This window comes from Streptomyces sp. LZ34 (assembly GCF_053890475.1).
Genome location: NZ_CM132680.1, coordinates 9,833,073 through 9,858,858 on the forward strand (window position 1 = coordinate 9,833,073; position 25,786 = coordinate 9,858,858).

The 25,786-nt window shown below is 72.3% G+C and carries 24 protein-coding genes; 13 read left to right on the plus strand and 11 right to left on the minus strand.

Features of this window, described 5'->3' with window-relative positions; translation table 11 throughout:
• Positions 1–218 precede the first annotated feature (218 nt).
• The 4 genes from ACWY4P_RS42325 (at position 219) to ACWY4P_RS42340 (ending at position 3,269) form a co-directional block, all read left to right on the plus strand.
• Positions 219–473 (plus strand): hypothetical protein, encoded by a 255-nt coding sequence (locus tag ACWY4P_RS42325; RefSeq protein ID WP_456206147.1) that lies wholly within the window; start codon positions 219–221, stop codon positions 471–473.
• A 166-nt stretch (positions 474–639) separates the two neighbouring features.
• Positions 640–831 carry a hypothetical protein gene (locus ACWY4P_RS42330; protein ID WP_456206148.1) on the plus strand — a complete coding sequence of 64 codons (192 nt, stop codon included), beginning with the start codon at positions 640–642 and terminating at the stop codon, positions 829–831.
• A gap of 259 nt (positions 832–1,090) precedes the next feature.
• Entirely contained in the window at positions 1,091–2,668 is a 1,578-nt protein-coding gene (locus ACWY4P_RS42335) for a phospholipase A2 (protein ID WP_456206149.1), read from the plus strand.
• A gap of 169 nt (positions 2,669–2,837) precedes the next feature.
• Positions 2,838–3,269, plus strand: a complete 432-nt coding sequence (locus tag ACWY4P_RS42340; protein WP_456206150.1) for a pyridoxamine 5'-phosphate oxidase family protein — start codon at positions 2,838–2,840, stop codon at positions 3,267–3,269.
• Position 3,270: 1 nt separating this feature from the next.
• Here the strand turns inward: ACWY4P_RS42340 and ACWY4P_RS42345 are convergent, their stop codons facing one another.
• On the minus strand, positions 3,271–4,128 hold the full coding sequence (locus ACWY4P_RS42345) for a helix-turn-helix transcriptional regulator (protein ID WP_456206151.1): 858 nt from the start codon (positions 4,126–4,128) through the stop codon (positions 3,271–3,273).
• On the opposite strand from ACWY4P_RS42345, the gene ACWY4P_RS42350 reads away from it, so the two are divergent.
• Both ACWY4P_RS42350 and ACWY4P_RS42355 read left to right on the plus strand, forming a co-directional pair.
• Positions 4,060–4,542, plus strand: a complete 483-nt coding sequence (locus tag ACWY4P_RS42350; protein WP_456206152.1) for a VOC family protein — start codon at positions 4,060–4,062, stop codon at positions 4,540–4,542. The two genes, ACWY4P_RS42345 and ACWY4P_RS42350, sit on opposite strands and share 69 nt — an antisense overlap.
• A complete protein-coding gene (locus tag ACWY4P_RS42355) occupies positions 4,539–5,435 on the plus strand; it encodes a sigma-70 family RNA polymerase sigma factor (RefSeq protein ID WP_456206153.1) in 897 nt (298 codons plus the stop codon). Before ACWY4P_RS42350 ends, ACWY4P_RS42355 begins: the two co-directional genes overlap by 4 nt.
• A gap of 37 nt (positions 5,436–5,472) precedes the next feature.
• On the opposite strand, the gene ACWY4P_RS42360 is transcribed toward ACWY4P_RS42355, so the two are convergent.
• Entirely contained in the window at positions 5,473–6,357 is an 885-nt protein-coding gene (locus ACWY4P_RS42360) for a sigma-70 family RNA polymerase sigma factor (protein ID WP_456206154.1), read from the minus strand.
• 129 nt (positions 6,358–6,486) lie between these two features.
• Here ACWY4P_RS42360 and ACWY4P_RS42365 point away from each other — a divergent pair, with 129 nt between their 5' ends.
• Positions 6,487–7,482, plus strand: a complete 996-nt coding sequence (locus ACWY4P_RS42365; protein WP_456206155.1) for an aldo/keto reductase — start codon at positions 6,487–6,489, stop codon at positions 7,480–7,482.
• Positions 7,483–7,489: 7 nt separating this feature from the next.
• Here the strand turns inward: ACWY4P_RS42365 and ACWY4P_RS42370 are convergent, their stop codons facing one another.
• Positions 7,490–9,187, minus strand: coding sequence for a TlrC/CarA/OleB/SrmB family ABC-F type ribosomal protection protein (locus tag ACWY4P_RS42370; RefSeq protein WP_456206156.1), 1,698 nt, complete (start codon positions 9,185–9,187; stop codon positions 7,490–7,492).
• Positions 9,188–9,394: 207 nt separating this feature from the next.
• On the opposite strand from ACWY4P_RS42370, the gene ACWY4P_RS42375 reads away from it, so the two are divergent.
• Positions 9,395–10,189 (plus strand): sulfite exporter TauE/SafE family protein, encoded by a 795-nt coding sequence (locus tag ACWY4P_RS42375; protein WP_456206157.1) that lies wholly within the window; start codon positions 9,395–9,397, stop codon positions 10,187–10,189.
• On the opposite strand, the gene ACWY4P_RS42380 is transcribed toward ACWY4P_RS42375, so the two are convergent.
• Positions 10,116–10,685 (minus strand): hypothetical protein, encoded by a 570-nt coding sequence (locus tag ACWY4P_RS42380; RefSeq protein ID WP_456206158.1) that lies wholly within the window; start codon positions 10,683–10,685, stop codon positions 10,116–10,118. The genes ACWY4P_RS42375 and ACWY4P_RS42380 overlap by 74 nt on opposite strands.
• A 30-nt stretch (positions 10,686–10,715) precedes the next feature.
• On the minus strand, positions 10,716–11,510 hold the full coding sequence (locus tag ACWY4P_RS42385; RefSeq protein ID WP_456206159.1) for a TetR/AcrR family transcriptional regulator: 795 nt from the start codon (positions 11,508–11,510) through the stop codon (positions 10,716–10,718).
• Between the two features lie 137 nt (positions 11,511–11,647).
• Here ACWY4P_RS42385 and ACWY4P_RS42390 point away from each other — a divergent pair, with 137 nt between their 5' ends.
• Positions 11,648–13,882 (plus strand): ATP-binding cassette domain-containing protein, encoded by a 2,235-nt coding sequence (locus ACWY4P_RS42390; protein ID WP_456213242.1) that lies wholly within the window; start codon positions 11,648–11,650, stop codon positions 13,880–13,882.
• 30 nt (positions 13,883–13,912) lie between these two features.
• On the opposite strand, the gene ACWY4P_RS42395 is transcribed toward ACWY4P_RS42390, so the two are convergent.
• From ACWY4P_RS42395 to ACWY4P_RS42410, 4 genes are read right to left on the minus strand one after another with little or no spacing between them, the layout of a single operon-like run.
• Entirely contained in the window at positions 13,913–14,404 is a 492-nt protein-coding gene (locus ACWY4P_RS42395; RefSeq protein ID WP_456213243.1) for a GNAT family N-acetyltransferase, read from the minus strand.
• A 43-nt stretch (positions 14,405–14,447) separates the two neighbouring features.
• Positions 14,448–15,377, minus strand: coding sequence for a helix-turn-helix transcriptional regulator (locus tag ACWY4P_RS42400; protein ID WP_456206160.1), 930 nt, complete (start codon positions 15,375–15,377; stop codon positions 14,448–14,450).
• Positions 15,378–15,431: 54 nt separating this feature from the next.
• On the minus strand, positions 15,432–16,508 hold the full coding sequence (locus ACWY4P_RS42405) for a LacI family DNA-binding transcriptional regulator (protein ID WP_456206161.1): 1,077 nt from the start codon (positions 16,506–16,508) through the stop codon (positions 15,432–15,434).
• A gap of 46 nt (positions 16,509–16,554) precedes the next feature.
• Positions 16,555–17,898 (minus strand): MFS transporter, encoded by a 1,344-nt coding sequence (locus ACWY4P_RS42410; RefSeq protein ID WP_456206162.1) that lies wholly within the window; start codon positions 17,896–17,898, stop codon positions 16,555–16,557.
• A gap of 254 nt (positions 17,899–18,152) precedes the next feature.
• Between ACWY4P_RS42410 and ACWY4P_RS42415 the strand changes: the two genes are divergently transcribed.
• Both ACWY4P_RS42415 and ACWY4P_RS42420 read left to right on the plus strand, forming a co-directional pair.
• Positions 18,153–18,959 carry a putative protein N(5)-glutamine methyltransferase gene (locus ACWY4P_RS42415; RefSeq protein WP_456206163.1) on the plus strand — a complete coding sequence of 269 codons (807 nt, stop codon included), beginning with the start codon at positions 18,153–18,155 and terminating at the stop codon, positions 18,957–18,959.
• 285 nt (positions 18,960–19,244) lie between these two features.
• A complete protein-coding gene (locus ACWY4P_RS42420) occupies positions 19,245–22,694 on the plus strand; it encodes an AfsR/SARP family transcriptional regulator (RefSeq protein WP_456206164.1) in 3,450 nt (1,149 codons plus the stop codon).
• 79 nt (positions 22,695–22,773) lie between these two features.
• Here the strand turns inward: ACWY4P_RS42420 and ACWY4P_RS42425 are convergent, their stop codons facing one another.
• Entirely contained in the window at positions 22,774–23,226 is a 453-nt protein-coding gene (locus ACWY4P_RS42425; protein WP_456206165.1) for a hypothetical protein, read from the minus strand.
• Positions 23,227–23,284: 58 nt separating this feature from the next.
• Positions 23,285–23,968, minus strand: coding sequence for a response regulator (locus tag ACWY4P_RS42430; RefSeq protein ID WP_456206166.1), 684 nt, complete (start codon positions 23,966–23,968; stop codon positions 23,285–23,287).
• A 147-nt stretch (positions 23,969–24,115) separates the two neighbouring features.
• Between ACWY4P_RS42430 and ACWY4P_RS42435 the strand changes: the two genes are divergently transcribed.
• Positions 24,116–25,111, plus strand: coding sequence for a Bug family tripartite tricarboxylate transporter substrate binding protein (locus tag ACWY4P_RS42435; protein ID WP_456206167.1), 996 nt, complete (start codon positions 24,116–24,118; stop codon positions 25,109–25,111).
• Between the two features lie 131 nt (positions 25,112–25,242).
• Positions 25,243–25,782, plus strand: a complete 540-nt coding sequence (locus ACWY4P_RS42440; protein WP_456206168.1) for a tripartite tricarboxylate transporter TctB family protein — start codon at positions 25,243–25,245, stop codon at positions 25,780–25,782.
• Positions 25,783–25,786 lie beyond the last annotated feature (4 nt).

The following is a 25,786-nucleotide window of genomic DNA, read 5'->3' on the forward strand; positions in this document are numbered from 1 at the left end:
TGCTGTAGCGCTTCTGCCGGGAACCGGGTGGCCGACAGGGAGCGGTGGTCCGGCCCCGAGGGACCGCTTACGACCACCGTCCGCTGCCGACCTTGCACACACCTTGGGCAGAGCGTGAATCCGCTGGCAGAGCCGTTGCCGCCTGACGGGTGGAGCATTCGCGGCAACCAGCTTGCCGCTGTTGGTCGTCGTGTGTTCTGGCATGTCGGTGTCGGGCAATGGAGCGCGGTGAGCTGATCGCGGGGCGGTACGAGCTGGTCAGCCGGCTCGGACGGGGCGGGATGGGCGAGGTGTGGGCCGCCCGGGACTGTCAACTGCGCCGCGGCGTGGCGCTCAAGCTACTCGTCCTCGATGACGGCGTCGCCGCGGACCTGCCGATGCGGTTCGAGCGCGAGGGGGTGGCGGCCAGGCGGTCCGGAAGGAAGGGCGGCTCCGCGACCACGATCAGGCCCAGATCGCCAGCGCTCTCGTAGCGGTCGCCACCGCCTTGGGCGGCGCGGAACCGGAATGCATCAGTGGCCTTGTCCGCCGCGTCCGGCAGGCAGCACTCGCCATTCGGTCGGACGAGGTCCGCAAGCGGCTGTGGGGGGACTCCATGAGGAACCTCGCCAGGCGAGCCCGGACGCCGCCGACCAACTCGTGGGGCTCTACCACGAGATCGATCGCGACCACATGCTCAAGGCCATCGCCCCGGCGTTCGTCCCCGCGGACCTCGACCGCGCTGAACAGCTCGCCGAAGCCATCACCGACGAAGAAATCCGGACCGAAACGTTCCAGGGCATTGCGGTCCTCATCGCCGAACAGCAGAGCGGTGGGGGTGGGGCGCGTTGAGGCGGGACATCAGCTCACGGCTGGCCGCTAGTGCCGCGTCGATGATGCGCATATGCCTCGGGTCCCGGCATTGTCTGCGGACAATGCCGGTTGTCCGCCTTCTGACTCCCTTCTGACCTGGTGTTATCCCTTCCGTGGACAGTGGACATCCGGCCGTGGGGCGGAGCGTGGTCTCGCACTGCTTTCCCGGAATCGGAAAGGGAGACCTCTGGTGAAACTCTCCATCAGCCGCCACGACAGGAAGGCTGGTCGCGGCGGCATGAGACGAGCTCTGGCAATCCAGGGCGCGGCGTTCGTCCGCGCCCTTGGTCTGCTCCTGGTGGCCGCGCTCGCGATCGGCGGACTGTCCTGGGCCGCGCACTCGGAGCCGGGCCCCGGTCAGGAGACGAGCACGCAAGCGGCGGACGCTGCCCCGCCGAGCCCTCCTGCCTCGGACCCGGCCGCGCCGTCGGCCCCTCCGGCCGCGGACCCGGCCCCGTCCGGCCCTCCGGAGGCGGGCACCGCTTCGGAGTCCGAGGGCGCCGCGCCCACGCGGCGGCGCGGCGGTCCGGATCCCAAAGTGGACGACATCGCCACCTCGGGCACGTCGGTGTACGCGCTGACCAAGAGCCACTCCGCGGTGTACGAGTGGACGGCCGAGCGCCGAGGCTGGGCGAAGATCGGCGGTCCGGCCCAGAGCATCTATGCGGGTGGTGCGGGGGTGTTCGCCACCAACCCCGAGAGTGGGAAGATCTTCCGCTACACGGGGACGCCCGACCGGTGGGATGAGATCGGCGATGCCGGCGCCGCTTTCGCCGTTGGCAAGGATCATCTGTACGGGCTCACCCCTGACCGCAAGGCCGTCGTCCAGTGGACCGGGTCCGGCCGTGAGTGGAACGTCATCGGCGGCCCGGCCGAGAACATCTATGCGGGTGGTGCGGGGGTGTTCGCCACCAACCCCGAGAGTGGGAAGATCTTCCGCTACGCCGGGACGCCCGACCGGTGGGATGAGATCGGCGATGCCGGCGCCGCTTTCGCCGTTGGCAAGGAGCACCTGTACCGGCTCACCCCCGACCGCAAGGCCGTCGCCGAGTGGTCCGGGTCCGGCCGTGAGTGGAACGTCATCGGCGGCGCGGCCCAGAACATCTACGCGGCCACGGACGGCAAGGAGCACCTGCTCGCGACCAACCCGGACAGCGGCAAGCTGTTCGAGTACAGCGGGGAACCGCAGCAGTGGAAGGAGATCGGCGACCCCGGTGCGGACTTCGCGGTGAGCGCGAGTGACGAGGTGTTCGGGGTCGCCCCGGACGGGAGAGGGGTCTACCGGAGGACCTACCAGCAGGCATCGGATCCGGGCGAGTTCGAGCTCGAGCAGCAATGGCGGTACACCGGCCCGCTGACCCGCGCCGGGGTGACGACACAGGAGAAGCTGCGGCGCCTGGAGGAGCTGACGTCACTGGGCGACCTGTCGCGGATGGAGTTCTTCGCCGTCCGTGGCGTACACCTGCGAGGCGAGGAGGACCTGTACGAGTTCAACTGGGACAACGACGGCTGCAGTGACTTCCCCGAGCAGTACCTCGGCTTCGACTTCACCGCGGCCTGCGTCCGCCACGACTTCGGATACCGCAACTACAAGAAGCTCATGGGCGACGAGAACTTCCAGCGCGGCACACCCGGCGACCCCGCCCCGGTGATCAAGCACCGCATCGACGAGGTCTTCCGCAAGGACCTGGAAAGGGAGTGCAACAGCCCGGTCATGGTCACCCCCGGGCACCCGGTGGCCAGGCCTCCGGGCCAGTCGGCGATGTGCATGGCGACGGCCGAGAAGATGTGGGGGGCCGTGGCCGCCCTGGGATGACACAAGCCACCCGGGGGGGTGACGCGGCGTACGGCCTGACACCCACGGCCCTGAAGGTGCGGCGGACGGTTGTCGTCCGCCGCACCTGTGTGCCGTGCCCGCGCGCAGGACGCACGGCTTAGGTCGAAAGGCGGTGGGCAAGGCGCTCGTGGCTCGGGAAGATACGTCTGTGGCAATTCCTCAGTTCGATGTGGACACCTTCCTGCGCAAGCCGCTCACCGCGCGCATCGCGACGAATGGGCCGACAGTGCGGCCCGTGTGGTTTCTGTGGGAAGAGGAGGCCTTCTGGATCCTGACCGGACCATGGTCCCGGCTGTTCGACCGGGTGAAGGCCGACCCGGGCGTCGCGCTCGTGGTGGACGAGTGCGAGGTGGCCACGGGGCTCGTCCGACAGGTGATCGCCCGGGGCCGTGCGGAGCTTGTGCCTTTCGATGTCGAGCGGGGGCGGCGCAAGCTCACCCGCTACCTGGGCGCGGACGAGGCGCGGTGGGATGCGCGCTTCGTCCACTACCTGCATGACGACCCGGCCCAGCGCGGGACGGTGTGGTTGCGCCTGGAGCCCGCCTCGCTCACGGCCAGGGATCTGAGTTACAACGTCTGAGTTACCGCGTCGTGCCGTGGTGGCCGACCGCATAGCGGTCGGCGAGCTCGGCTCCGATCCGCGCCAGCTCCGCCTGGACGGAGGGTGGTTCGAGTACGTCGATCAGCGCGCCCCAGCCGGCGAGGTGCCTGGCGATGTCCAACGGGGTCGGCGCGGCGATACGGACCCGGGCGCGTCCGTCGTCGGGTTCGGTGTCGATGTGGCAGTGCCGCCCGAAGTGGTCGCGCAGGACGGCCACGTACCGGGTGTCGACGAGCATGGTGGCCCAGGTGTGTGACCGCCGCCGCTCCACCTCGCCGACGACCTGTTGCCACGCGGTGGCGAGCGTGAAGTCGTCGGGGCGTTCGGCGGGCTGGTCGGTGGGCTCGGCCGTGACGATCCGGTCGACCCGGAAGGTCCGCTGCCCTCGTTCGGTTCCGGCGATCAGGTACCAGATGTCGTCCTTGTCGACCAGGCCCCACGGATCGACCAGCCTTTCTGTCCGTTCCCGGGCGTGGTTGTCGTAGGTCAGGCGGACCTTACGACGCCGGACCACGGCGGCCTGCAGCCGCTCGACCGGCTCCGGTCGGCTGCGATCCCGCTCGCCCCAGCGGGCCGGGTCGGACATGGTGGCGTCGGCGGCGGCCTCGGCGTCGGCGCGGAAGGTCTGCGGCAGCGCCCGCACGAGCTTGCGCAGCGCCGCCTTGGCCGGGCCGACGAGCAGGAACAACGCCTGCGCCTCGGTGGCCGACAGCCCGCTGAGGTCGGTGCGGGCGCCTCCGACGAGCGACCAGCCGCCGCCGCGTCCGGGTTGCGGATACACCGGGACACCCGCCGCGGACAGCGCCTCCAGGTCGCGGCGAGCGGTGGCCACGGACACCTCGAGCTCGTCGGCGAGCCCGACGATGTCGCCTCGGCCCGGAGCTGGTACACCGAGCTGCTCGGCATCGAGCCGTACTTCGTGCGCCCGATCGAGGGAGCACCCGTGTACGTCGAGTTCCGCATCGGCGACTACCAGCACGAACTCGGCATCGTCGACCGCCGGTTCGCCGTACGCGACCAGCCGTACGAGGGCGAGGGCGGGGGTGCGGTGGTCTACTGGCACGTGGACGATGTGCGGGCCGCCTTCGAGCGGCTGCTGTCCATGGGGGCCACGGTGTACGAGAAGCCGACCGAGCGCGGGCCCGGGTTCGTCACCGCGTCCGTGGTCGACCCGTTCGGGAACGTCCTCGGCGTGATGTACAACCAGCACTACCTGGATGTACGGAGCGGACCGCGAGGATGTGACGGGTGAGCGAGAAGGAAATTCTGGCCCAGCGATTCGAGGAGCACCGCTCCCATCTGCGCGCGGTGGCCTACCGCATGCTGGGCTCGCTCAACGAGGCCGACGACGCGGTCCAGGAGACCTGGCTGAAGCTGAGCCGCTCCGACGTCTCCGAGGTGCGGAACCTGGGTGGCTGGCTGACCACCGTGGCGGGCCGGGTGTGTCTGGACATGTTGCGCTCCCGCGGTTCGCGGCGTGAGGAGCCGCTGCACGACCAGGAGGGCGGTCTGATCCGGCTGCCCGATCCGGTGGTCAGCGGCCCGGGTGGGGCGGACCCCGAGCAGGAGATGCTGGTCGCCGACTCGGTGGGCATCGCCCTCATGATCGTGCTCCAGACCCTCTCGCCCGCCGAGCGGCTCGCGTTCGTGCTGCACGACCTGTTCGCCGTGCCCTTCGACGAGATCGCCCCCATCCTGGGCCGGACCTCCGCCTCCATCCGGCAGCTGGCCAGCCGTGCCCGCCGCCGGGTGGACGGGGCCGCGCCCGCGGCGGACACCGACCTCGCGCGCAGGCGCGAGGTCGTGGACGCCTTCCTCACCGCCTCGCGCGGCGGCGACTTCGACGCGCTCCTCGCCGTCCTCGACCCCGACGTCGTGGCGCGCTCCGACGGCGGCACGCTGCGGCCGAGCCTGCTGCGGCGCGGCGCGGCGGATGTGGCCTCGCAGGCGATCACCTTCGCCCGGTTCGCGGAGGCCGGGCACCCGGCGCTGGTCAACGGCTCGCCCGGAGTGGTCGCGGTGGCGGAGGGGCGCGTGGTGTCGGTCATGGCGTTCACGATCCGGGGCGGCCGGATCACGGCCCTCGACATCCTCACCGATCCCGAGCGGCTCGCGCGGATCGACGTCAGCGTGCTGGGCGGCTGATCCGCACGCGCTACCGGGCTGACCGGACTTACTCGTCTTACTCGTCGAGGAGTGTGACGTCGAGCCGGGACAGGCGCTCCGGGTCGGTCACGATGTCGATCACGGCGATCCTGTCCCGTACGAAGGTGAAGGCCAGGACCCGCTCCACCCGCCCCTCGGCGAACACCGCGAGCCCCGCGGCGCCGTCGACCAGGGCGGGCCGGGCCAGCCGGGCCAGGTGCGCGAAGCCGCTCGCGCCCACCGCGACGGCCGCCGCACCCGCGCCCACCCCGGCCTCGCTCCGCGCCACCACGTCCGGGTCCAGGACCGCGACCAACGCGTCGAAGTCGCCGTTCCGCGCGGCGGACAGAAAGGCGTCGACGACCTCGCGCTGCCGGCCGAGGTCGGGGTCCGGGGTCTCGGCGCCCCGGACCCGGCGCCGGGCGCGGCTGGCGAGCTGGCGTGCCGCCGTCGGCGTACGGTCCACGATCGCCGCGACCTCCTCGTACGGCACCGCGAAGAGGTCGTGCAGGACGAAGGCGAGCCGTTCGGCGGGGGTCAGGGTCTCCAGGACGACCAGCAGGGCGAGGCCGACCGAGTCGGCGAGGAGCGCGTCCTGCTCCGGATCGCCGCCCGCCGCCGGGGCCGGGGCCGCGGACCGCGCCTCCAGCGGCTCCTCGGCGCGTGACCTGCGGGAGCGGAGCATGTCGAGGCAGACCCGGCCGACCACGGTGGTCAGCCAGCCGCCGAGGTTGCCGACCCCGGCCGTGTCGGCGCGGCTGAGCTTGAACCAGGCCTCCTGTACGGCGTCGTCGGCCTCGGCGAGCGAACCCAGCATGCGGTAGGCCACGGCCCGCAGATGGCCGCGGTGCGCCTCGAATCGCTCGGCGAGAAACTCGCTCTCCGCGGTTTCCCGAGCTTGCGGGGATTCGTTCTCGTGCATCGTCACAACTCCTTGTCGCGGTCCGTCAGTGGCCTGACGGAGCGCGCGCGGTCGATGTGACAAGCCCGACCGACCGGTTCCCCTCAGGGCTTGCCTTGGTGTGCGCTCCAACTCCTAATGTCCACAGGCATGGAGACCATGGCGCACAACAGGACACTGGGCCGCAGCGGCATCGAGGTGAGCGCCCTCGGCTTCGGCTGCTGGGCCATCGGCGGTGAGTGGTGGTCCGCCGACGGGCAGCCCCTGGGCTGGGGCAGGGTCGACGACGACGAGTCCGTACGGGCGATTCAGCGCGCACTCGACCTCGGCGTCACCTTCTTCGACACCGCCGACGTGTACGGCACCGGCCACAGCGAACGCCTGCTCGGCCGCGCCCTCGGCAAGCACCGCACCGACGTCGTCGTCGCCACGAAGTGGGGCAACATCTTCGATGAGCGAACCCGGACCCGCGAAGGACAGGACGACTCCCCGGAGCACGTACGCCGTGCCCTGACCGCCTCCCTGCGGCGCCTGGACACGGACCACGTCGACCTGTACCAACTCCACATCTCCGATGCCGACCCCGAACGCGCCGCCCGGCTCCGCGACACCTGTGAGGAGCTCGTGCGCGAGGGGCTCATCCGCGCGTACGGGTGGAGCACCGACGACCCCGCTCGGGCCGCCGCCTTCGCCGAGGGCCCGCACTGCACGGCCGTCCAGCACCGCCTGAACATCCTCCAGGACGCGCCCGAGCTCTTGGCGCTCTGCGCGGAGTCGGACCTCGCCGCCATCAGCCGCAGCCCCCTCGCCATGGGACTGCTCACCGGCAAGCACACCGCCGGGCGCGCCCTGGAGCGCGGGGACATCCGCAACACGCCACCCGCCTGGCTGCCGGGGTTCACCGCGAACGCCGGCGCGGACCCGGCCTGGCTCCAGCGGGTCGACGCCCTGCGGTCCATCCTCACCAGCGACGGCCGTACCCTCGCGCAGGGCGCCCTCGCCTGGATCTGGGCCCGCAGCCCGCGGACGATTCCCATCCCCGGCTTCCGTACGGTCGCCCAAGCCGAGGAGAACGCGGGCGCGATCGCGAAGGGGCCGCTCGCCGCCGGGCAGCTGGCCGACGTCGAACGGCTCCTGGGGCGGTAGCGGCGTCTCACACCCTGGCTGCCGCGGGCGCGACCTCCTGGAGCCGGGTGATGTGGCCGGTGCGCAGTTCCAGGTGGGTGCCGGTGAAGCGGGTTCGGATGCGGCGGTCATGGGTGACGATGACGACCGCGCCCGAGTAGCTCGTCAGGGCTCCTTCCAGCTCTTCGACCAGAGCGGGGGAGAGGTGGTTGGTGGGCTCGTCGAGCAGCAGCAGGTCGGCGGGGTCGGTCACCAGGCGGGCCAGCTCGATGCGGCGCCGTTGCCCGTAGGACAGCTCGCCCACCTTCAGCCGCAGCTCCGCCGGGCTGAACAGGCCGAGTGAGAGGAGGGTGCCGGTGTGGTCGTCCATGTTGCCCATGTTGCCCATGTTGTCCATGTCGTCCAGCTCGGCCGCCCGGCCGTGGGCGAAGGCCTGCGGCACGGTCAGGTCGGGCGGCCAGGGGGTGGCCTCCTGCCGCAGGTGCGCGACGCGGCCGTGCGTGTGCACCGTCCCGGCATCGGGGCGCAGTTCACCGGACAGCACCCGCATGAGCGTCGTCTTGCCCGCTCCGTTGGGCCCGCTGATCAGCAGCCGCTCCGCACCTCCGATCCGCAGCGACGGCACATGCAGCCGGTCCCCGACGCGGATGCCGGTGAGTTCGGCCGCCACCTGCGGCGTCCGGTCGTCGGCGGTGGTGATGCGGGCGGCGAACACCAGCGGGTCGGGCGGCGGGGCGACCGGGTTGCCGGTGAGGCGCTCGACGCGTTCCTTGGCGTTGCGGATGCGGACCATCGCGCCGTGGCCCCGGCCACGGGTGCGGAAGCCGCCGTGGCCGAACACGGCGAGCGGCATCCTGCGGGGGATCGCGTCAAGGCGGGCCACATTCGAGGCGGCCAGTTTCTCGTTGCGGGCCAGCTCGGCGCACCAGTCCTCGTACTCCCGCAGTCGGCGTCGGCGCTCGGCGGCCTTCGCGGCGAGATAGCCGTCGTAGCCGTCGCCGTAGCGCGACACCTTGCCCTCGCCGACTTCCAGGATCGTGGTGGTGACCCGCTCCAGGAACACCCGGTCATGGGTGACCGCGAGCACGGTGCCGCGATGCGCCCGCAGGTGCGTCTCCAGCCAGGCCACGGCCGAGTCGTCCAGATCGTTGGTCGGCTCGTCGAGCAACAGCAGCTCCGGCCGTGACGCCAAGGTGGCGGCCAGCGCCAGCCGCGACCGCTCGCCACCGGACAGCGTGCTGAGCGCCCTGCCGCGGTCCAGGCCCGGCAGGCCGAGCCCGTGCAGGGCGATGTCCACCCGGGCGTCCGCCTCGTATCCGCCGCGTGCCTCGTACCGGGCGACCAGCCCGGCATAGGTGTCCAGGGCCGCCGTGAGCTCCGCGCCCGCCGGCCCGCGCAGCCCGGCCTCGGCGTGGCGCAGCCGCGATTCGAGGTCGCGCAGATCGGCGAGGGCCACGTCGACGGCGTCCTGGACACTGGCTTCGGGCGGCAGCTCCAGAGACTGGGCGAGATGGCCGACGCCGCCCGGCGCGACCACGGTCAGCTCGCCGTTGTCGGGCAGGTCCTGCCCGGCGAGGAGCCGCAGCAGGGTGGACTTCCCGGCCCCGTTGTCGCCGATGATTCCGGCCTTCTCGCCCGGCTTGACGGTGAAGGACACGTCGTCCAGCACCACGTGGTCGTCGTAGCGGCGGGTGACGTTCTGAAGAGATAGTTGTGCGGCAACCATGGAAGGGTCCCCTGTTCTCGGCCGTTGCTCTCGGTCGTGCCGATGAGAACGCGCGAGCGGTCGCGCGGGGACTGTCACAGAGAACCCATGTGCGGCACCGTACCGGGGGAGGCGGCGCCTTCGCACGTCATTTCCGGCCATCGATTCGTCGGGCGGGACGGCCGCATGATGGCTCCGAACAGCGGGGGTTTAGCATAGGCCCCTGGCATGGACACCATCACTCTCTGGGGATTCGTCGCGCTCGCCGGGGCAGCGACGCTGGTCGGCTTCTCGAAATCCGCCGTCAGCGGCGCCAATACCGTCAGCCTCGCGATCTTCGCGGCCGTGCTGCCGGCCCGCGAGTCGACCGGGGTGCTGCTCCCCCTGCTCATCGTCGGCGACGTGTTCGCCGTTTACGCCTATCGCCGCCACGCCGACTGGGCCACGCTGGTGCGGCTGTTTCCCGCGGTGGCCGCCGGGGTGGTGGCGGGCACGGTGTTCATGCTGTGGGCCGACGACGCCGCGGTGCGCATCTCGATCGGGACGACTCTGCTGCTGATGGCCGGGGTCACGGTGTGGCGTCGGCATGCGGCCAAGAAAGCGGCAAAAGCCGAGGAGGCTGGGGAAGCGGGGGGAAAAGCGCCGGAGGCGGGGGAGAGGCAGGGCGGCGGGCGGCTCAAGGCGGGGTCGTACGGGGTGCTCGGCGGGTTCACCACGATGGTCGCCAACGCGGGCGGGCCCGTCATGTCGCTCTATCTGCTCTCCGCGGGCTTCCGGAAGCTTGGCTTCCTCGGCACCTCGGCGTGGTTCTTCCTGATCGTCAACGTCGCCAAGGTGCCCTTCAGCGTCGGACTCGGCCTGATCGACGGACGCTCGCTGCTGCTGGACGCGGGGCTGGCCCTGTTCGTGATACCCGGGGCGTTCATCGGAAAGGCGGTCGTGAACCGGATCAATCAGCGGCTCTTCGAGCGGCTGGTGATCGCGGCCACCATAGTGGGCGGCGCCCAGCTGCTGCTGCGCTGAGACGACGCGCCGCCCGCTCCTCCCGTGCCGCCCGGGCGGTGGCGCGCAGGGAGGCCTCGTACTGCCGCCGGGGGAAGGTGAACGGGCCGAGGCCCGTGAGGTCCCAGTCGCGGCGGACGTTGCGGAAGTCCGACCACCGCACGACCGTGTCAGCCACCTCGACCCGGGCCACCAGCGCCCAGCACTCGTCAATGCCGCACGGGCAGGTCAGCAGCAGCGTCTCGTCGTCCCGCCAGAGGTCGGTGGCCCCGTCGCCGGGCTCGCCCAGCAGATGGCGGCTGGGCCAGCCGCGGCCGTCGGCCCGCAGCAGCGCATAGGCTCCGGCGAGCAGCGGAACGGGGTCGGGGGCGAAGTCCGCCGCGCTTTCGCGCTGTTCCTCGACCGCGTACGGAAGCTCCGCCTCGCGTACGAGGTCGAGCAGGCCGGTGCCGTCCACGATGAGGTCGACGACATGGAAGCGGTGGGGGCGCAGCAGACGGAACTCGATGGTGTGCATCGCGGCCATGCTACGGCGGGCGGACACGCCTCAACCGCCGCCGCCTCGTGACTCGACGAGCGCGGCGAGGCCGTCCAGGACCCGCGCCAGGCCGAAGCGGAAGGCGTATTCGGGGTTGTACGGGCTCTGGTGGGCCTCGCCCGCGGCGCTGCCCACCCGGGCCGCGAGGGGATACCGCTCGGCGTCGAAGACCTTGGCCAGCAGGGGTGCGTGGGCCTCCCACCACTGCGCGTCGGACATCGCGCTGTCCCGGCCGGCCGCCTGGGCGTCCAGCTCGGCGCGGGCCGCCGAGCGGACGAAGTCGAGCAGGAAGGTGAGCGCGGCGTCCATCTCGATGTCGTCCAGGCCCAGGCCCTCGAAGGCGGCCAGCTCGTGCTCGTACTTCGCGATGATCCCGGGGCCGAGCGGCGGGCGGGTGGCGGGCAGGGTCGCCACCCAGGGGTGGCGGCGGCACAGCTCCAGGTTCCCGCGGGCGACGGCCTCGACCCTGGCGCGCCAGGGGGTGGCGGCCGGTCGACCCAAACGATCGGCGCGCTCCATCTCCAGATAGGCGGAGTCCAGCATGAGGTCCAGCAGTTCGGCCTTGCCGGGGACATACGTATAGAGGGTCATCGGCGTGACGCCGAGGCGCTGGGCCACACCGCGCATGGTCAGCGCCTCCAGGCCGCCGGAGTCGGCGAGCGCGATGGCGGCCCGGACGACGGCGTCGACGCTGAGGCCCTGCTTGGGGCCGCGACGGGCCGGCGCGTCCGGGGCTGCGGGCTCGCGCCACAGCAGTTCCAGGGTCCGGGCCGGGTCGCCCGCGCTGCTGTGTTCCTTGGCCATGTTCACCGTTCCTCGCCACGCCGCGCCCCCTCGCGGCTACTCTGTACGTCGTACAGAGTACAGCGTACGAAGATCGTGTTCCAGGAGGAGAAGCCGTGAACAGCACGTCCGGACCCCGCCCTGCCGACAGCCACCATATGATCCAGGTCCGCGGAGCCCGAGCGAACAACCTCAAGGACGTCTCGCTGGACATCCCCAAGCGCAGGCTCACCGTCTTCACCGGAGTGTCCGGGTCCGGGAAGTCCTCGCTGGTCTTCGGCACCATCGCCGCCGAGTCGCAGCGCCTGATCAACGAGACCTACACGGCCTTCATCCAGTCGTTCATGCCGAGCCTGAGCCGCCCCGACGTGGACGGGCTGCACAACCTGAGCGCCGCGATCGTCGTCGACCAGGAGCGGATCGGCGCCAACTCGCGCTCCACCGTGGGCACCGCCACCGACGCCTACACCATGCTGCGGATCGTCTTCAGCCGGCTCGGCACCCCGCACATCGGGACCTCCTCCGCCTTCAGCTTCAACAGCCCCGAGGGTATGTGCCCGGCCTGCGAGGGGCTCGGCCAGGTGTCGAAGATCGACGTCGACCAGCTGGTGGACCGGGAACTCTCGCTGAACGAAGGGGCCATCACCGTCCCGAGCTTCGGCGTGGACACCTGGTACTGGCAGGTCATGGCCCAGTCCGGCTTCCACGACCCGGACAAGAAGCTCAAGGAGTTCACCGAGCAGGAGTGGGCGGACTTCCTCCACAAGGAGTCCACCAAGGTCAAGGTCGGCTCCATCAACGTCACCCATGAGGGCCTCGTCACCAAGATCCAGCGGCTCTACCTCTCCAAGGACCGCGAATCCATGCAGGCCCACATCCGCGCCTTCGTGGACCGGGCCGTCGTCTTCGCCGACTGCTCGGACTGCGGCGGCACCCGGCTGAGCGCCGCCGCGCTGTCCTCGACGATCGGCGAGGTCAACATCGCCCAGTGCTCGGCCATGCAGATCAGCGACCTCGCCGAGTTCATACGGGGCATCGACGACGCCTCGGTCGCCCCGCTGCTGGGCAATCTGCGGCAGCTGCTGGAGTCGCTGGTGGAGATCGGGCTCGGCTATCTGAGCCTCGACCGACCCTCCGCCACCCTCTCCGGCGGCGAGGCGCAGCGGGTCAAGATGGTGCGCCACCTCGGCTCCAGCCTGACCGATGTGACCTACGTCTTCGACGAGCCGACCGTCGGGCTGCACCCCCACGACATCCAGCGGATGAACGACCTGCTGCTACGGCTGCGCGACAAGGGCAACACGGTGCTGGTGGTCGAGCACAAGCCCGAGGTGATCGCGATCGCCGACCATGTCGTGGACCTCGGACCCGGGGCGGGCACGGGCGGCGGCGAGATCTGCTTCAGCGGGGACGTCGCCGGGCTGCGCGCCTCAGCCACCCTCACCGGGCGCCACCTGGAACACCGGACGCGGCTGCGCGGGACGGTGCGCACACCGCGCGGGCAGCTGACCATCGAGGGCGCGGACCTGCACAACCTGAAGAGCGTCGACGTGGACATCCCCACCGGGGTGCTGACCGTGGTCACCGGCGTGGCCGGCTCGGGCAAGAGCTCGCTGGTCCACGGCTACCTGGCCATGCGGGACGGGGTGGTGGTGGCCGACCAGTCGCCCATCCGTGGGTCGCGCCGCTCCAACCCGGCCACGTACACCGGGCTGCTGGGCCCGATCCGTACCGCCTTCGCCAAGGCCAACGGGGTCAAGGCGGCGCTGTTCAGCGCCAATTCGGAGGGCGCCTGCGCCAACTGCAACGGCATCGGGCTCATCTACACCGACCTGGCGATGATGGCCGGGGTGGCCTCGGTGTGCGAGAAGTGCGAGGGCAAGCGGTTCACGCCCGAGGTGCTCACGTACACGCTGCGCGGCAAGAACATCAGCGAGGTACTGGGCATGTCGGTGGCGGAGGCGCACGAGTTCTTCCCCTCGGGGCAGGCGCACGCCGTCCTGGGGCGGCTGGTGGACGTCGGGCTGAGCTATCTGCGGCTCGGCCAGCCGCTGAACACCCTCTCCGGCGGCGAGCGCCAGCGCCTCAAGCTGGCCATCCACATGGCCGAGAAGTCCTCGACCTACATCCTCGACGAGCCGACCACCGGACTGCACATGGCGGACGTCGACAAGCTGCTGGCCCTGCTGGACCGCCTGGTCGACGACGGCAACACGGTCATCGTCATCGAACACCACCAGGCCGTGATGGCCCACGCCGACTGGCTCGTCGACCTGGGCCCGGGCGGCGGCCACGACGGCGGGCAGGTGGTGTTCACCGGCACCCCCGCCGACCTGGTGGCCGGCGCGGACACGCTGACCGCCCGCCATCTGCGGGAGTACGTGGGGGCCTGAGGTCTTCTGGGTGGTCGATGTTCTCGCTGATCATCGAGGGGCGGTGAGCCGGAGCCGGTAACGGACCGCGGGCCGCCCCTCGATCTCGATGTCCTCCACGGCCGTGAACCCGCTGCGCCGCAGCACGGCCGTGGAGGCGTGGTTGTCGAGCGTGGCCGCCGCCGTGAGGGCCGACAGCCCGTACGACGCCACGGCGAGCCGGCACACCTCCGCCACCGCGGCCGTCGCGACACCCCGGCCCGCCGCCCGCTCGCCGACGCGGTAGCCGAGCTCGGCGGCGCCCTCCTGGACGTCCACCAGATTCACCCGGCCGACCAGCTCTCCCGCCTCGTCCAGGACCACATGGAAGTGGCACACACCCGCCTCCTGCTCGTCGAGCAGGAGGCGGTGGCGGGACGCGAACCCCGCGAAATACGCGTCGCCCCGGTCCGAGATGGACCGCGCGAAGTACTCCCGGTTCTCCCGCTCGAAGGCCAACAGGGCCGGCGCGTGGTCCGCCCGGAGCCGCTCCAACCTGACCATGATCATGTCTCGGAGCATACGGGCCCGGGGGCTCGTACGGCGGTCAGCGCGGGTATTCCGCCGTCGTCGGATTCATCGGGTTCGTCACGTTCTTCGCGCGCTGGGGCGTGGCCATGTCCGTCATGTCCAGGAGCGTCATCGCGTCGTAGTCGGGGGTGCCAGGCTCGGCGATGTACACGCCCAGGCGCTGGCCGGAGGTCCCCTCCAGGTGCATGGCCTGGAAACCGAGGGTGATCTCGCCGACGTGGGGGTGGTGGAAGGTCTTGCGCGACACGGCCCTGCGGCCCTTGACCTCGTAGCGCTCCCACAGGCTCGCGAAGTCGGGGCTCTTGAGGAGGAGCTCGCCGACGAGGCCCGCGAGGTCGGGGGCGTCCGGGTCGGTCCCGGCCAGCGCGCGCAGCCGGGCGACGCAGCCGCGGATCTGGTTGTCCCAGTCGGCGAAGACCTCCCGGGCGGCCGGGTGCAGGAAGAGATAGCGGGCGAGATTGCGCTGGGTGACGGGCCAGTCGCCGATGCCCGCGTACAGCGCCAGGCCGCCGGGGTTGCAGGCGAGCAGGTCGAGGGTGCGGCTGGCGATGTAGGCCGGGTTCGGCCGCATGCTCTCCAGCAGCAGCTTGAGCTGCGGCCGTACGGTGCGGCTGGGGGCGGCCGGAAGCTCGGGCGCGTACCGGGCGGCGCGGGCGGCCAGCTCGCGCAGGTGGTCGCGCTCGTCGTCGTCCATACGGAGAGCACGGGCGAGGGCGTCGACCACGGACGGGCTGGGCCTGGTCTCCTTGCCGCGCTCCAGGCGGGTGTAGTAGTCGATGCTGACGCCGGCGAGGGCGGCGATCTCCTCGCGGCGCAGCCCGGGAGTGCGGCGCAGACCGGGGCCGGCGGTCAGGCCGACCTGGTCGGGGGTGACCTGGGTGCGCCGGGCGCGCAGAAAACGCCCCAGCTCCGTGCCGCCACCGCTGTGCTGCTGCTCACCTGCCATGCCGTCCAGTCTCACAGCGCGCGGGCCCGGACGGGAGCCGCGTGGGGGGCCGTGTCACACCCTGGAACGACGCTCCCCGGCTCCGACCCCGGCGGGGGCGGGGCCGGTGCTGCGGCGGACGACCAGCTCCGTGGGGATGTCCACGCGGACCCCGGGCTCGGGCGCCCGGTGGAGCTGGTCCAGCATCAGGGTCAGACAGCGGCGGCCGACCTCGGTGAAGTCCGTACGCACGGTGGTCAGCGGCGGCAGCAGATGCGCGGCCTCGGGGATGTCGTCGTAGCCGACCACGCTGACGTCCTCGGGCACCCGGCGCCCGGCCTCGTGCAGCGCGCGCAGCACGCCCACCGCCATCTGGTCGTTGGACACGAAGACCGCGGTGACCTCCGGGCGCTCGGCCACCCGGCGGCCCAGCTCATAGCCGGAGTCCGCGCTCCAGTCGCCGGTCAGCGGCTCGGGCGCGACGGCCCCCGCGTCCTTCAGCGCCGCCCGCCAGCCGTCGACGCGCGCCTCCGCCGCGATCCAGCCGACGGGGCCCGCGATGTGCCAGACGGTGCGGTGGCCGAGGCGCAGCAGATGCTCGGTGGCCTGGCGGGCGCCGGACGCCGAGTCCCCGGCGACGACCGGGACCCGCTCCCCGAAGCTCTTGTCGAGGGTGACCAGCGGAATGTCGTGGCCCGACTCGACCAGGGCCTGGCTCACCGAGCGCTGTGGCGCGATGGCGATCACGCCGTCCGCGCCCTCGCCGAGCAGCCGGTCCAGCGCGCCCGCCACGGACGCCTGGTCGGTGGCGGTCAGCGCGATCGTACTGACCAGGTAACCGGCCGACTGGGCCGCCTCGTTGATGCCCGCCAAGGTGGCGGCCGGGCCGAAGCGGGTCGCGTCGAAGGAGATCACGCCGAGCATCCGGCTGCGGCCGCTGGCCAGCGTGCGGGCGCTGGCGGTCGGGCGGTAGCCCAGCTCCCGCATCGCGGCCCGTACCCGCTCGCGGGTCTCCTCCCGGACCTTCGGGTGGTCATTGAGCACACGCGAGACGGTCTGGCCCGACACCCCCGCGAGCCGGGCGACGTCCGCCATCAGAACCCGGGAGCCGGCCGTGCCCCGGCGGCGCCTGGTCCGGGCGGGCTCCGCCATACCGGGCCTTCCTTCCTGTCTGTTCTCCTGCCTGCTGCGTTTGCCTCTACAGACTAGGCCCCCGTGTTCCTGTGCGGCCGGTGGCGGCCGGGCGCGAGTCGGCGGTGGCCGGGCGCGTGGCGGTGGCCGAACGGGTGGCGGTGGCGCGGATCAGCCAGCCCGTCGTGGCCAGGCAGATCGCCGAGACCGCGGCCAGGATGAGCGGCACGGCCCGGATGCCGGACAGTTCGATGGCCTTGCCGAGCGCCGGGCCCGCGGCCACGCCGCCGACCATGGACGCCGCGATGACCAGCGCCCCGGCCCGGCGGGCGCGCGGGGCCGCGTCGTTCAGCCAGGGCAGACCGGTCGGGAAGATCGGCGCGATGAACAGGCCGACGCCCGCGTACGCGTACGGGGCCAGCGCGGGCACCGCGGCGAGCAGCAGACACACGGTCATGCCCGCGCAGCTGACCACGATGATCGACCGGGCGGGCCAGCGCAGCGCGAGGGGCGCGACCAGGAAGCGGCCGACCGTCATCATCAGCCAGTAGACGGAGGTCGCGGAGGCGGCGGCGGTCGCGCTGTAGCCGACCGTCTCCAGGTGGGTGGGCTCCCAGCCGCCGACGCCCGCCTCGATGCCGACGTGCAGGACGTAGAGGAGGACGAAGGCGCCCAGCACGGTGGCCAGGCTGCGGGACCGCGCCCGCGCCCGGCGCGCGTCCGGGTCGTCCTGTCCCGTCCCGTGCTGTCCCCTCTCCTCCTCCGGATCGCCCTCGCTGCCCGCCGCGCGCGGGGGAGCCCCGTCCCGCACCCCGGCCAGGCACAGCAACAGCGGCAGGGTCAGCACGGCGAAGCCGAGGAAGATCGCGGTGTAGTGATCCGCCCCCACCAGGCCGATCAGCGCCGGGCCGAGGATCGCGCCGATGCCGAAGTGGGCGTTGAGGACGTTGAGCATGGCGGTGCTGCGGCGCCCGAACCCGACGGCGAACAGCTGGTTCAGGCCGTAGTCGATGCCGCCGAAGCCGAGACCGGCCACCAGCGCCATGGCGAGGGCGGCGGGCCACGCGGGGGCTAGGGCGAAGCCCGCCGCGCCGACGGCCATCAGCAGATACGAGCCGCCCAGGAGCTTGCGGTTGCCGATCCGGGCGGCGGGGTCGGCGCGGCCGAAGAGCCGGTCGAAGACGAGGACGCCCACGACGCCCCCCACGAAGTGCGCGCTCAGGCCGAGACCGGCGGTGGAGGGCGTCAGGCCGTACTCGTCGCGGAAGGCGGGGATCGACGGCCCGTAGAGCGCCTGTAGCGCGCCGATCAGGATGAAGCCCACGCAGGACGCGACCACGGCGGCGCGGCTGAACAGCGGGGTCTCTTCGTCGGGCCGGGGGAGCGGGTGCGTGCTGGGAGGCTTGTCCACGACGGGAGTGTTACCGCTAACATTCCATGCGTCAAGGCATCCGTCACAGCACAGGGCAGCCGCCCGGGCGGGCGCTCGCACACGCTTGCGCCGCCGACCGCCTCGGGTAAAGTGTTGGCGGCTTCAGTAGCGAACGACCGAGGAGGTGGGACCCATTACCGCTGTATCAGGTCGGGTGCTCTCATTTCACGGCCGTGCGGTCCCTCAGGGATAGGTGACCGCGGGAGCGCCCAGAGGCGTTCCGAAAGGCTCCCATGTCGGTCTCACCGTCACTTCTTCCCCTCTCCGCCATCGTCACCAGACTCCGGGCCGTCGGCTGTGTCTTCGCCGAGGACGAGGCACAACTGCTCGTCACCACGGCACGCACCCCCGACGAACTCGCCGCCATGGTCGACCGGCGCGTGGCGGGGCTGCCCCTGGAACACGTCCTCGGCTGGGCGGAGTTCCACGGTCTGCGGATAGCCGTGGACCCCGGCGTCTTCGTACCCCGCCGGCGCACCGAGTTCCTCGTCGACCAGGCCGTCGGCCTCGCCCGGCCCGGGTCCGTCGTCGTCGACCTGTGCTGCGGCTCGGGCGCGGTGGGCGCCGCGCTGCTCGCGGCGCTGGGCCCGGTCTCCCCGATCGAGCTGTACGCGGTCGACATCGAGCCCGCCGCGGTGCGGTGCGCGCGGCGCAACATCCCCGCCGGAGAGGGCCGGGTGTACGAGGGCGACCTCTACGAACCGCTGCCCGCGGCGTTGCGCGGCCGCATCGACGTCCTGGTCGCCAACGCCCCCTACGTACCCACCGACGCCATCCGCCTGCTGCCCCCGGAGGCCCGCGACCACGAGCCGCGGGTGGCGCTGGACGGCGGCGCGGACGGGCTCGACGTCCAGCGGCGGGTACTCGCCGGGGCGGCCCAGTGGCTGGCGCCCGGCGGCCGTCTGCTGGTCGAGACCAGTGAGCGTCAGGCGCCGCGTGCCGCCGAGGCCTTCGCCCGGCACGGGCTGATCGCGCGGGTCACCGGGTGCGAGGAGCTGAGCGCGACCGTCGTCATCGGCACCAGGCCCGCCACGGTCTGACCGGCTTCCGCCGGCTTCCCCCGGACCTCTGGAGGAGGTGCACGCCGACGCGTCCCCCACCGCGCCGACGTGCTGAGGCCGCCGACCCGCCATCCCCCGTCAAGCGGGTCGGCGGCCATCCCGAGGCGCCGCTCCGATCCCAATCGGAGCCGCTGAGAACACTGTGCCGTACCGGACTTGGACGAAATCTTGAATAAACCTTGGACGGTCCGGCACGCGGTCTCCCGGATTCGCGAGAAGATCAGGGTCGGTAGGGGGAGAACCAGGGTGGGGTGGGAGTCTCGTATGGAATTCCGGGTCCTCGGCCCGGTCGAGGCGTGGACCGGTGACCGGCACGTCGACCTCGGGCACGCCAAGCAGCGCTGTGTGATCGCGGTCCTGCTGGTGGAAGCGAACCGGGTGGTGCCGGCCGGTCAGCTGATCGACCGGGTATGGGGAGAGGAGCCACCGGCGTCCGTCCGCAGCGTGCTGTACGGATACGTGGCGCGGCTGCGGGCGGCGCTGCGCGCGCTCGGAGAACACCAGGGCGAGGCCGCGGCCCGGCTGGCGCGGCGCTCCGGTGGCTATGTGCTGGAGGTGGCGCCCGAGCTGGTGGACCTCCACCGGTTCCGCGGCCTGGTCGCCGAGGCCGCGGCCACGGAGCAGGACCCCACGCGCCCCGCAGGGCTGCTGCGCGGGGCTCTCGGGCTGTGGCGCGGGGAGGCTCTGTCCGGCCTGTCCGGCGACTGGGCCTGGAACATGCGGGAGCGGCTGGGCAGCGAGCACATCGCGGCCCGGCTGGCACTGGGCGACGCGGAGCTGCGGCTGGGCCGGCACGGCGAACTGCTGCCCGAGCTGCGCGGCCTGGCCGCCGCCCACCCGCTGGACGAGCGGGTCGTACGGCAGCTGATCGTGACCCTGTACCGGTGCGAGCGGCAGGCCGAGGCGCTGGAGGTGTACACCCGTACGCGCGAGCGGCTGGCCGATGAGCTGGGGGTCGACCCCGGGCCCGAACTCCAGGCGCTGTACCAGCGGATCCTGGTGGGCGACCTCGATGTGCGCGCGCCCGCGCCGTCCTCCGCCCCTGCGCGGCCCTCGCCCCAGGCCGCTTCCGACGCCCCCGCGGCGCCCGGCCCGCAGAAGCACAGCGGGCCGCGGCTGATCCCCGCCGAACTCCCGCGCGCCGTGCCGGGCTTCACCGGCCGCGCCGAGGCGGTCGCCCGGCTGCACGCCCTCGTCCCGCCCGACGGTCCGGCGCCCGAGACGGGCACGGTGGTGATCTCCGCGATCGGCGGCACCGCGGGTGTCGGCAAGACCGCCCTGGCCGTGCACTGGGGTCATCAGGCGCGGGACCGGTTCCCGGACGGCCAGCTGTATGTGGACCTGCGCGGCTTCGACGGCAACCGCGAGCCGCTGCGCCCGCGTGACGCCCTCGGGCAGCTGCTGCGCGGGCTGGGGCTGACGCCGCAGGAGATACCGGCCGACGAGGACGAGATGATCCGCCGTTACCGGTCCCTGCTGGTGGACCGGCGGATGCTGATCCTGCTGGACGACGCGGTCTCCGCCGAGCAGGTGCGCCCGCTGCTGCCCGGCGGCCCTTCCTGCCTCGTCGTGGTGACCAGCCGCAACCGGCTGGGCGGCCTGGTCGCGAGGGAGGGCGCGCACCCCCTCATGCTCGACGTACTGGCCCCCGAGGAGGCTCACGCCCTGCTGGTCGCCGTCCTCGGGGAACCGCGGGTGGCGGCCGAGCCGGACGCCGTGGCCGAACTCGCCCGGCTGTGCGGCTACCTCCCGCTCGCGCTGCGCGTGGCCGCCGCGCAGCTCGCCTGCGAGCCAGGCCGGCGCGTCGCCGGCCTGGCGGCCGAGCTCGCGGAAGGCAGCCGACTGGCGGTGCTGGAGCTGGAGGACGATGAACGGTCCGCGGTCCGCGCCGCGTTCGACCTGTCGTACCGGGCCCAGGGCTCCCGCGCCCGGCTGTTGTTCCGTCGGCTTGGCCTGGTCCCCGGCCTGGAGTTCGACGCCGGGGCCGCGGCGGCGCTGCTGGACGACACCGAGGCGCAGGCCGCGCAGCTGCTGGCCACCCTCGCGGGCGCGCATCTGATCGAGTCGCGCGGGGAGGGCCGCTACGGCTTCCACGACCTGCTCCGCGAGTACGCCTGGGAGCGGGGCGAGGCCGACGACCCGGCCGAGCGGCTGACCGCGGCGCGGGACCGGCTGTACGCGTGGTACCTGCTCGCCGCGGACGCCGCGGGGCGCGTCCTGTATCCGCAGATTCCCCGGCTGCCGCGCGAGATGGCCGAGGGGGCTCCGGGGGACCCTGAGGGCGCGCCGTTCGCCCCGTTCGCCGCGGGCTTCGAGACCTTACGCATCCCTCCGGTGCGCGAACCGGTGCGGCTCGCCGACGAGATCGAGGCCATCGTGTGGCTGGAGGCCGAGCGGGCCAACCTGCTGGCCGCGATCGAGCGGACCGCACGCGAGGGGCCGCGCGCGGTGTCATGGCATCTGACGGACGCGCTGCTCGGCTACTTCTGGCTCTGTCTGCCCCGCGGCACCTGGCAGGTCACCGCGCAGAGCGCGCTGGACGCCGCCGTCGCCGAGGGCGACCGGCGCGGTGAGGCCGCCGTCTACTACAACATCGGCTTCGCCCTGTGGGACCTCGGCGTCCTCGGCCAGTCCGCCCTCCACCACCAGCGCGCCATCGAACTGCACCGCGCCATCGGCTGGCGCCCCGGCGAGGCGGCGGCGCTCGGCGGACTGGCGTACGTGGAGTGGGAACAGGCCCGGCTGGACGACGCTCTCGGGCACTTCGACGCGGCACTCGCCATCCTGCGCGAGCTCGGGCAGAGCGACGCCGAGGCGCTGGCGCTCATCGGCGTCGGTCTCGTCCACCGGGACATGGGTCGGCTGCCGGAGGCCGTGAGCGACCTGGAGACGGCGCTGCACATCCGGCGCAAGGCCGGAGTCCGCTACGAGGCCAACCACCTGGACAACCTCGGCATCGCCTACTGGGAAGCCGGCCGGCTGCGCGAGGGCCTGGAAGTACTCGGCGAGGCCGTGGCCATCAACGAGGCCGTCGGCTACCGCAACGGCCACGCGGTGGCGCTCCAGGTCACCGGCCGGATCCAGCTGGAGTGCGGGCGCCACGAGGAGGGGCTGGAACACGGCGAGCGCGCGCTGCGGCTCGCCGTCGACACCGGAAACCGCCGGATCCAGTCCGACGCGCTCAACACCATCGGCGAGGCGCACCGGCGCGCCGGGCGCGGCGAACGGGCGGCGGAGAGCCACGAACGCGCACTGCTCGCGGCGCGCGCCGCGCACAACCGGCGCGCCGAGGCGGACAGCCTCCTGGGCCTCGCCGCCGCCCACCGCGCCCTCGGCCACGCCGATGCCGCCCTGGCCCGGGCGGACGAGGCCCGGCAGCTGGCGCGGCGCTGCGGCTTCAGGCTGGTCGAGGGGCAGGCCCTGACCGAGCTCGGCGAGATCCACGCCGCCGCGGGGCGTCACGCGGAGGCGCTGTCCCGGGCGGTCGAGGCGGTTGCCGTGCAGCGGGAGGCGGGCCACCCGCTGGGCGAGGCCCGGGCGCTCGACGTCATCGGCCGGGTGCCGGACGCCGTGCCGGGAGCCGTACCGGACGACCTGACCGGAGACGGAGACGGGGGCGGTGCCGGGGACGGGTCCGGGGGCGGCCGAGCTCGCGCGGCCCGGCGCCGCGCGGGGGAGATCTACGCCGCCGCGGACGCGCGGTCCGTGAGCTGATCCGCTGTTCCTGGCTTCGGGACACGCCCGGGTGCTCCCGGCCCCGGAGCTCCCGGGGCGGGCCCGTCAACAGCCGCGGTCAGTCGAGTTCCCGGCAGATCTCGCGGGCCTCGCCGAGGCTCTTCTTCACCTTGCTGTCGGCGAAGTCAAAGGTCGCGGCATGCCGGGTCTGCGTCACGAGCAGGGCCTTCGCGAGCGGCTTGTACTGGGCATCGCCCGCGGCCGCCGACGTGGAGAGCATGAGGGCCGCGCCGAAGCGATTCATCGCGATCTCGCCCTCCGCGCCCTTGGCGACGTACTTGGACTCGTCGAATCCGCTCAGCGCGCGGCAGGCGTCCCGCGCGTCGCCCGCCGCGTCGTTGGAGGACGAGGAGTCGCCGCTGACCGCCCAGGCCACGCCGACGCCGGCGCCGCCGATCAGGATCCCCACGATCAGCGCGGCGGCCAGGGCCCGGGGGGACTTGCGCGGCGCCGGGGAGGCCGGAGCGGCGTCCGGCGGTATGGGCGCGGGGGAAGGCTGTTGTGACGACATGCGGACAACATAGCTGCTCAGCGGGGCTCCGACGGGGGCGGGTGCGCCCCGGCCGCCGTCAGGCGATCCAGCGGTAGCGGCGCTCCGGGCGGCCCGTGCCGCCGTAGCGCAGGGTGACCTCCGCCCGCCCCGTCTCGGCGAAGTACTCGAGGTAACGGCGGGCGCTCACCCGGGAGAAGGCGCCCGCCTCCGCGCACTCCGCCGCCGAAAGGCCCTCGGCGTGCTCGCGCAGCGTGCGCTCGACGAGGCTCGCGGTGTGCGCCGCCAGGCCCTTGGGGAGCTGCTCGCGGGAGCGGGAGCCGCGCGGGCGGGTGCCGAAGATCTGGTCGACGTCCTCCTGGCTGGCCTCGCCGAGCGAGTCGAGGCGGGCCCGCAGGGCGGCGGCATGGCGCAGTTGCTCCTGGAGGGCGGTCCGGTCGAAGGGTTTGATGAGGTAGTGCAGCGCCCCCGCGCGCAGCGCCTCGCGCACGGCGTGCGGGTCCTTGGCCGCGGTGACGAACAGCGCGTCCACATGACGGTGTTCCTCCCGCTCCCGCATCCGGCGCAGCACACTGATGCCGTCCATGTCCGGCAGATAGACGTCCAGCAGGACCAGGTCGGGACGGAGCGCGTCGGCGGCGCGCAGCGCCTCGGCGCCCGTGTGGGCCACCCCCGCGACCGTGAAGCCCTCCAGGGCCGCCACATAGCGGCTGTGCAGCTTGGCCACCATGAAGTCGTCGTCGACCACCAGCACTCTCGTCATCGAACGCGCCTTCCTCGTTGCCTGCCCCGTGTACGCAACGACCACAAGGTCTCTTAATACCGAAAGAGAGACAGCGCGTTAACCCGCAGGCAACATGTGGCGCGCCTCACACAGACACCCAAGCAAGAACAGAAAGGCGGTGTCACCGTGCGTCTGAGTCCGCGTCTGCGTACCCCGCTCGCCATCTTCTCTGCGGCTCTGATCGTGCTCCTCGGGCCTCCGCTGCTCAGCTCCGGCAGCGGCTCCGCCACCGGTACCCACATCCCCGGCCTGCGCCTGATGGTGCCCAACACCCCCGGCGGAGGCTATGACATCACGGCCCGTACGGCGGCCAAGAGCGCCGAGGACGCCGACCTGAGCCGCAACATCGAAGTGTTCAACCTGCCCGGCGCGGGCGGCACGGTCGGGCTGAGCCACCTGGTGGCCGAGCGCGGCAACGGCAAGCTCGCGATGTCCATGGGCCTGGGAGTGGTGGGCGCGGTGCACACCAACCACGCACCGTCCACGCTCGCCGATACGACGCCGATCGCGCGGCTCACCCAGGAGCCCGACATCGTGGTCGTGGGCAAGGGGTCCAAGTACAAGGACTTCGGGCAGCTGGTGGCCGACTGGCGGAAGAAGCCCGGCTCGCTGCCGGTGGGCGGCGGCTCCTCGCCCGGCGGGCCGGACCACCTGGCCCCCATGCTGATGGCCAAGGCCGCCGGGATCGCCCCGAAGAAGGTCAACTACATCCCGTACGACGGCGGTGGCGAGCTGCTCGCCTCCGTGCTCGGCGGCAAGGTCGCCTTCGGCGTCTCCGGCGTCGGCGAGTACCTCGACCAGATCGAGGCGGGCGAGTTGCGGGTGCTCGCGGTGACCAGCGACAAGCGCCTGCCGGGCCTGGACGCGCCGACGCTGAAGGAGTCCGGCCTCGACGTCTCGTTCACCAACTGGCGCGGCATCGTCGCCCCGCCCGGTCTGACCGACGCCGAGCGCGACAAGCTGATCGACCTGGTCACGAAGATGCACGCCTCGAAGCAGTGGAAGGAGGCGGTCCGGCGCAACCGCTGGACCGACGCCTTCATGACGGGGAACGACTTCGGACGCTTCCTGACCGGCCAGGACAAGCGCGTGGACACGGTGCTGAAGGAGCTGGGACTTTGAACCCTCCCTCTCGCGGACGAGAGGGATTCCTGGCTCACGCTGCTCGATTGCTCAGCGAACGATCGACTCTTACGCGATCAGCACCAGCCGGGTTGGAACCAGCCCGGTTTCCCCAAAGATTGGAGGTTGTCGTGCCCGCTTGGCTCTCGCTCGGCACATCTCGGCTGTATCACTCACTCAGAGCGTTCCTGCGCGGCCGCTCCGAACTCGGCGTCTGCGCCCTGCTGCTGGCCATCGGCGTCCTCGTGCTCACCGACGCCCTCACCATGGACACCGACTTCGCCCAGCGCGGCCCCGTCGGCCCCAGGACCGTGCCCATTGTCGTCGGCGTCGCGCTCCTGGTCGTCGCCGTACTGCTGGCCGTGGACGTGCTGCGCGGCGGCAAGGGCGAGGCCGAGGGCGGCGAGGACATCGACCTGACCGCGCCCGGCGACTGGCGCACCGTCCTGCTGCTGGCCGGAGTGTTCCTCGCCAACGCCCTCCTCATCGACCCGCTCGGCTTCCCCATCTCCGGCGCCCTGCTCTTCTGGGGCTCGGCGTACGCCCTCGGCAGCCGCGCCTTCCACCGCGACCCGCTGATCGCGGCCGTGCTCTCCACCGTCACCTTCTTCGTCTTCGACCGGCTGCTCGCGGTGCCGCTGCCCGGCGGCCCGCTGATGGAGGTGCTGTAACGCG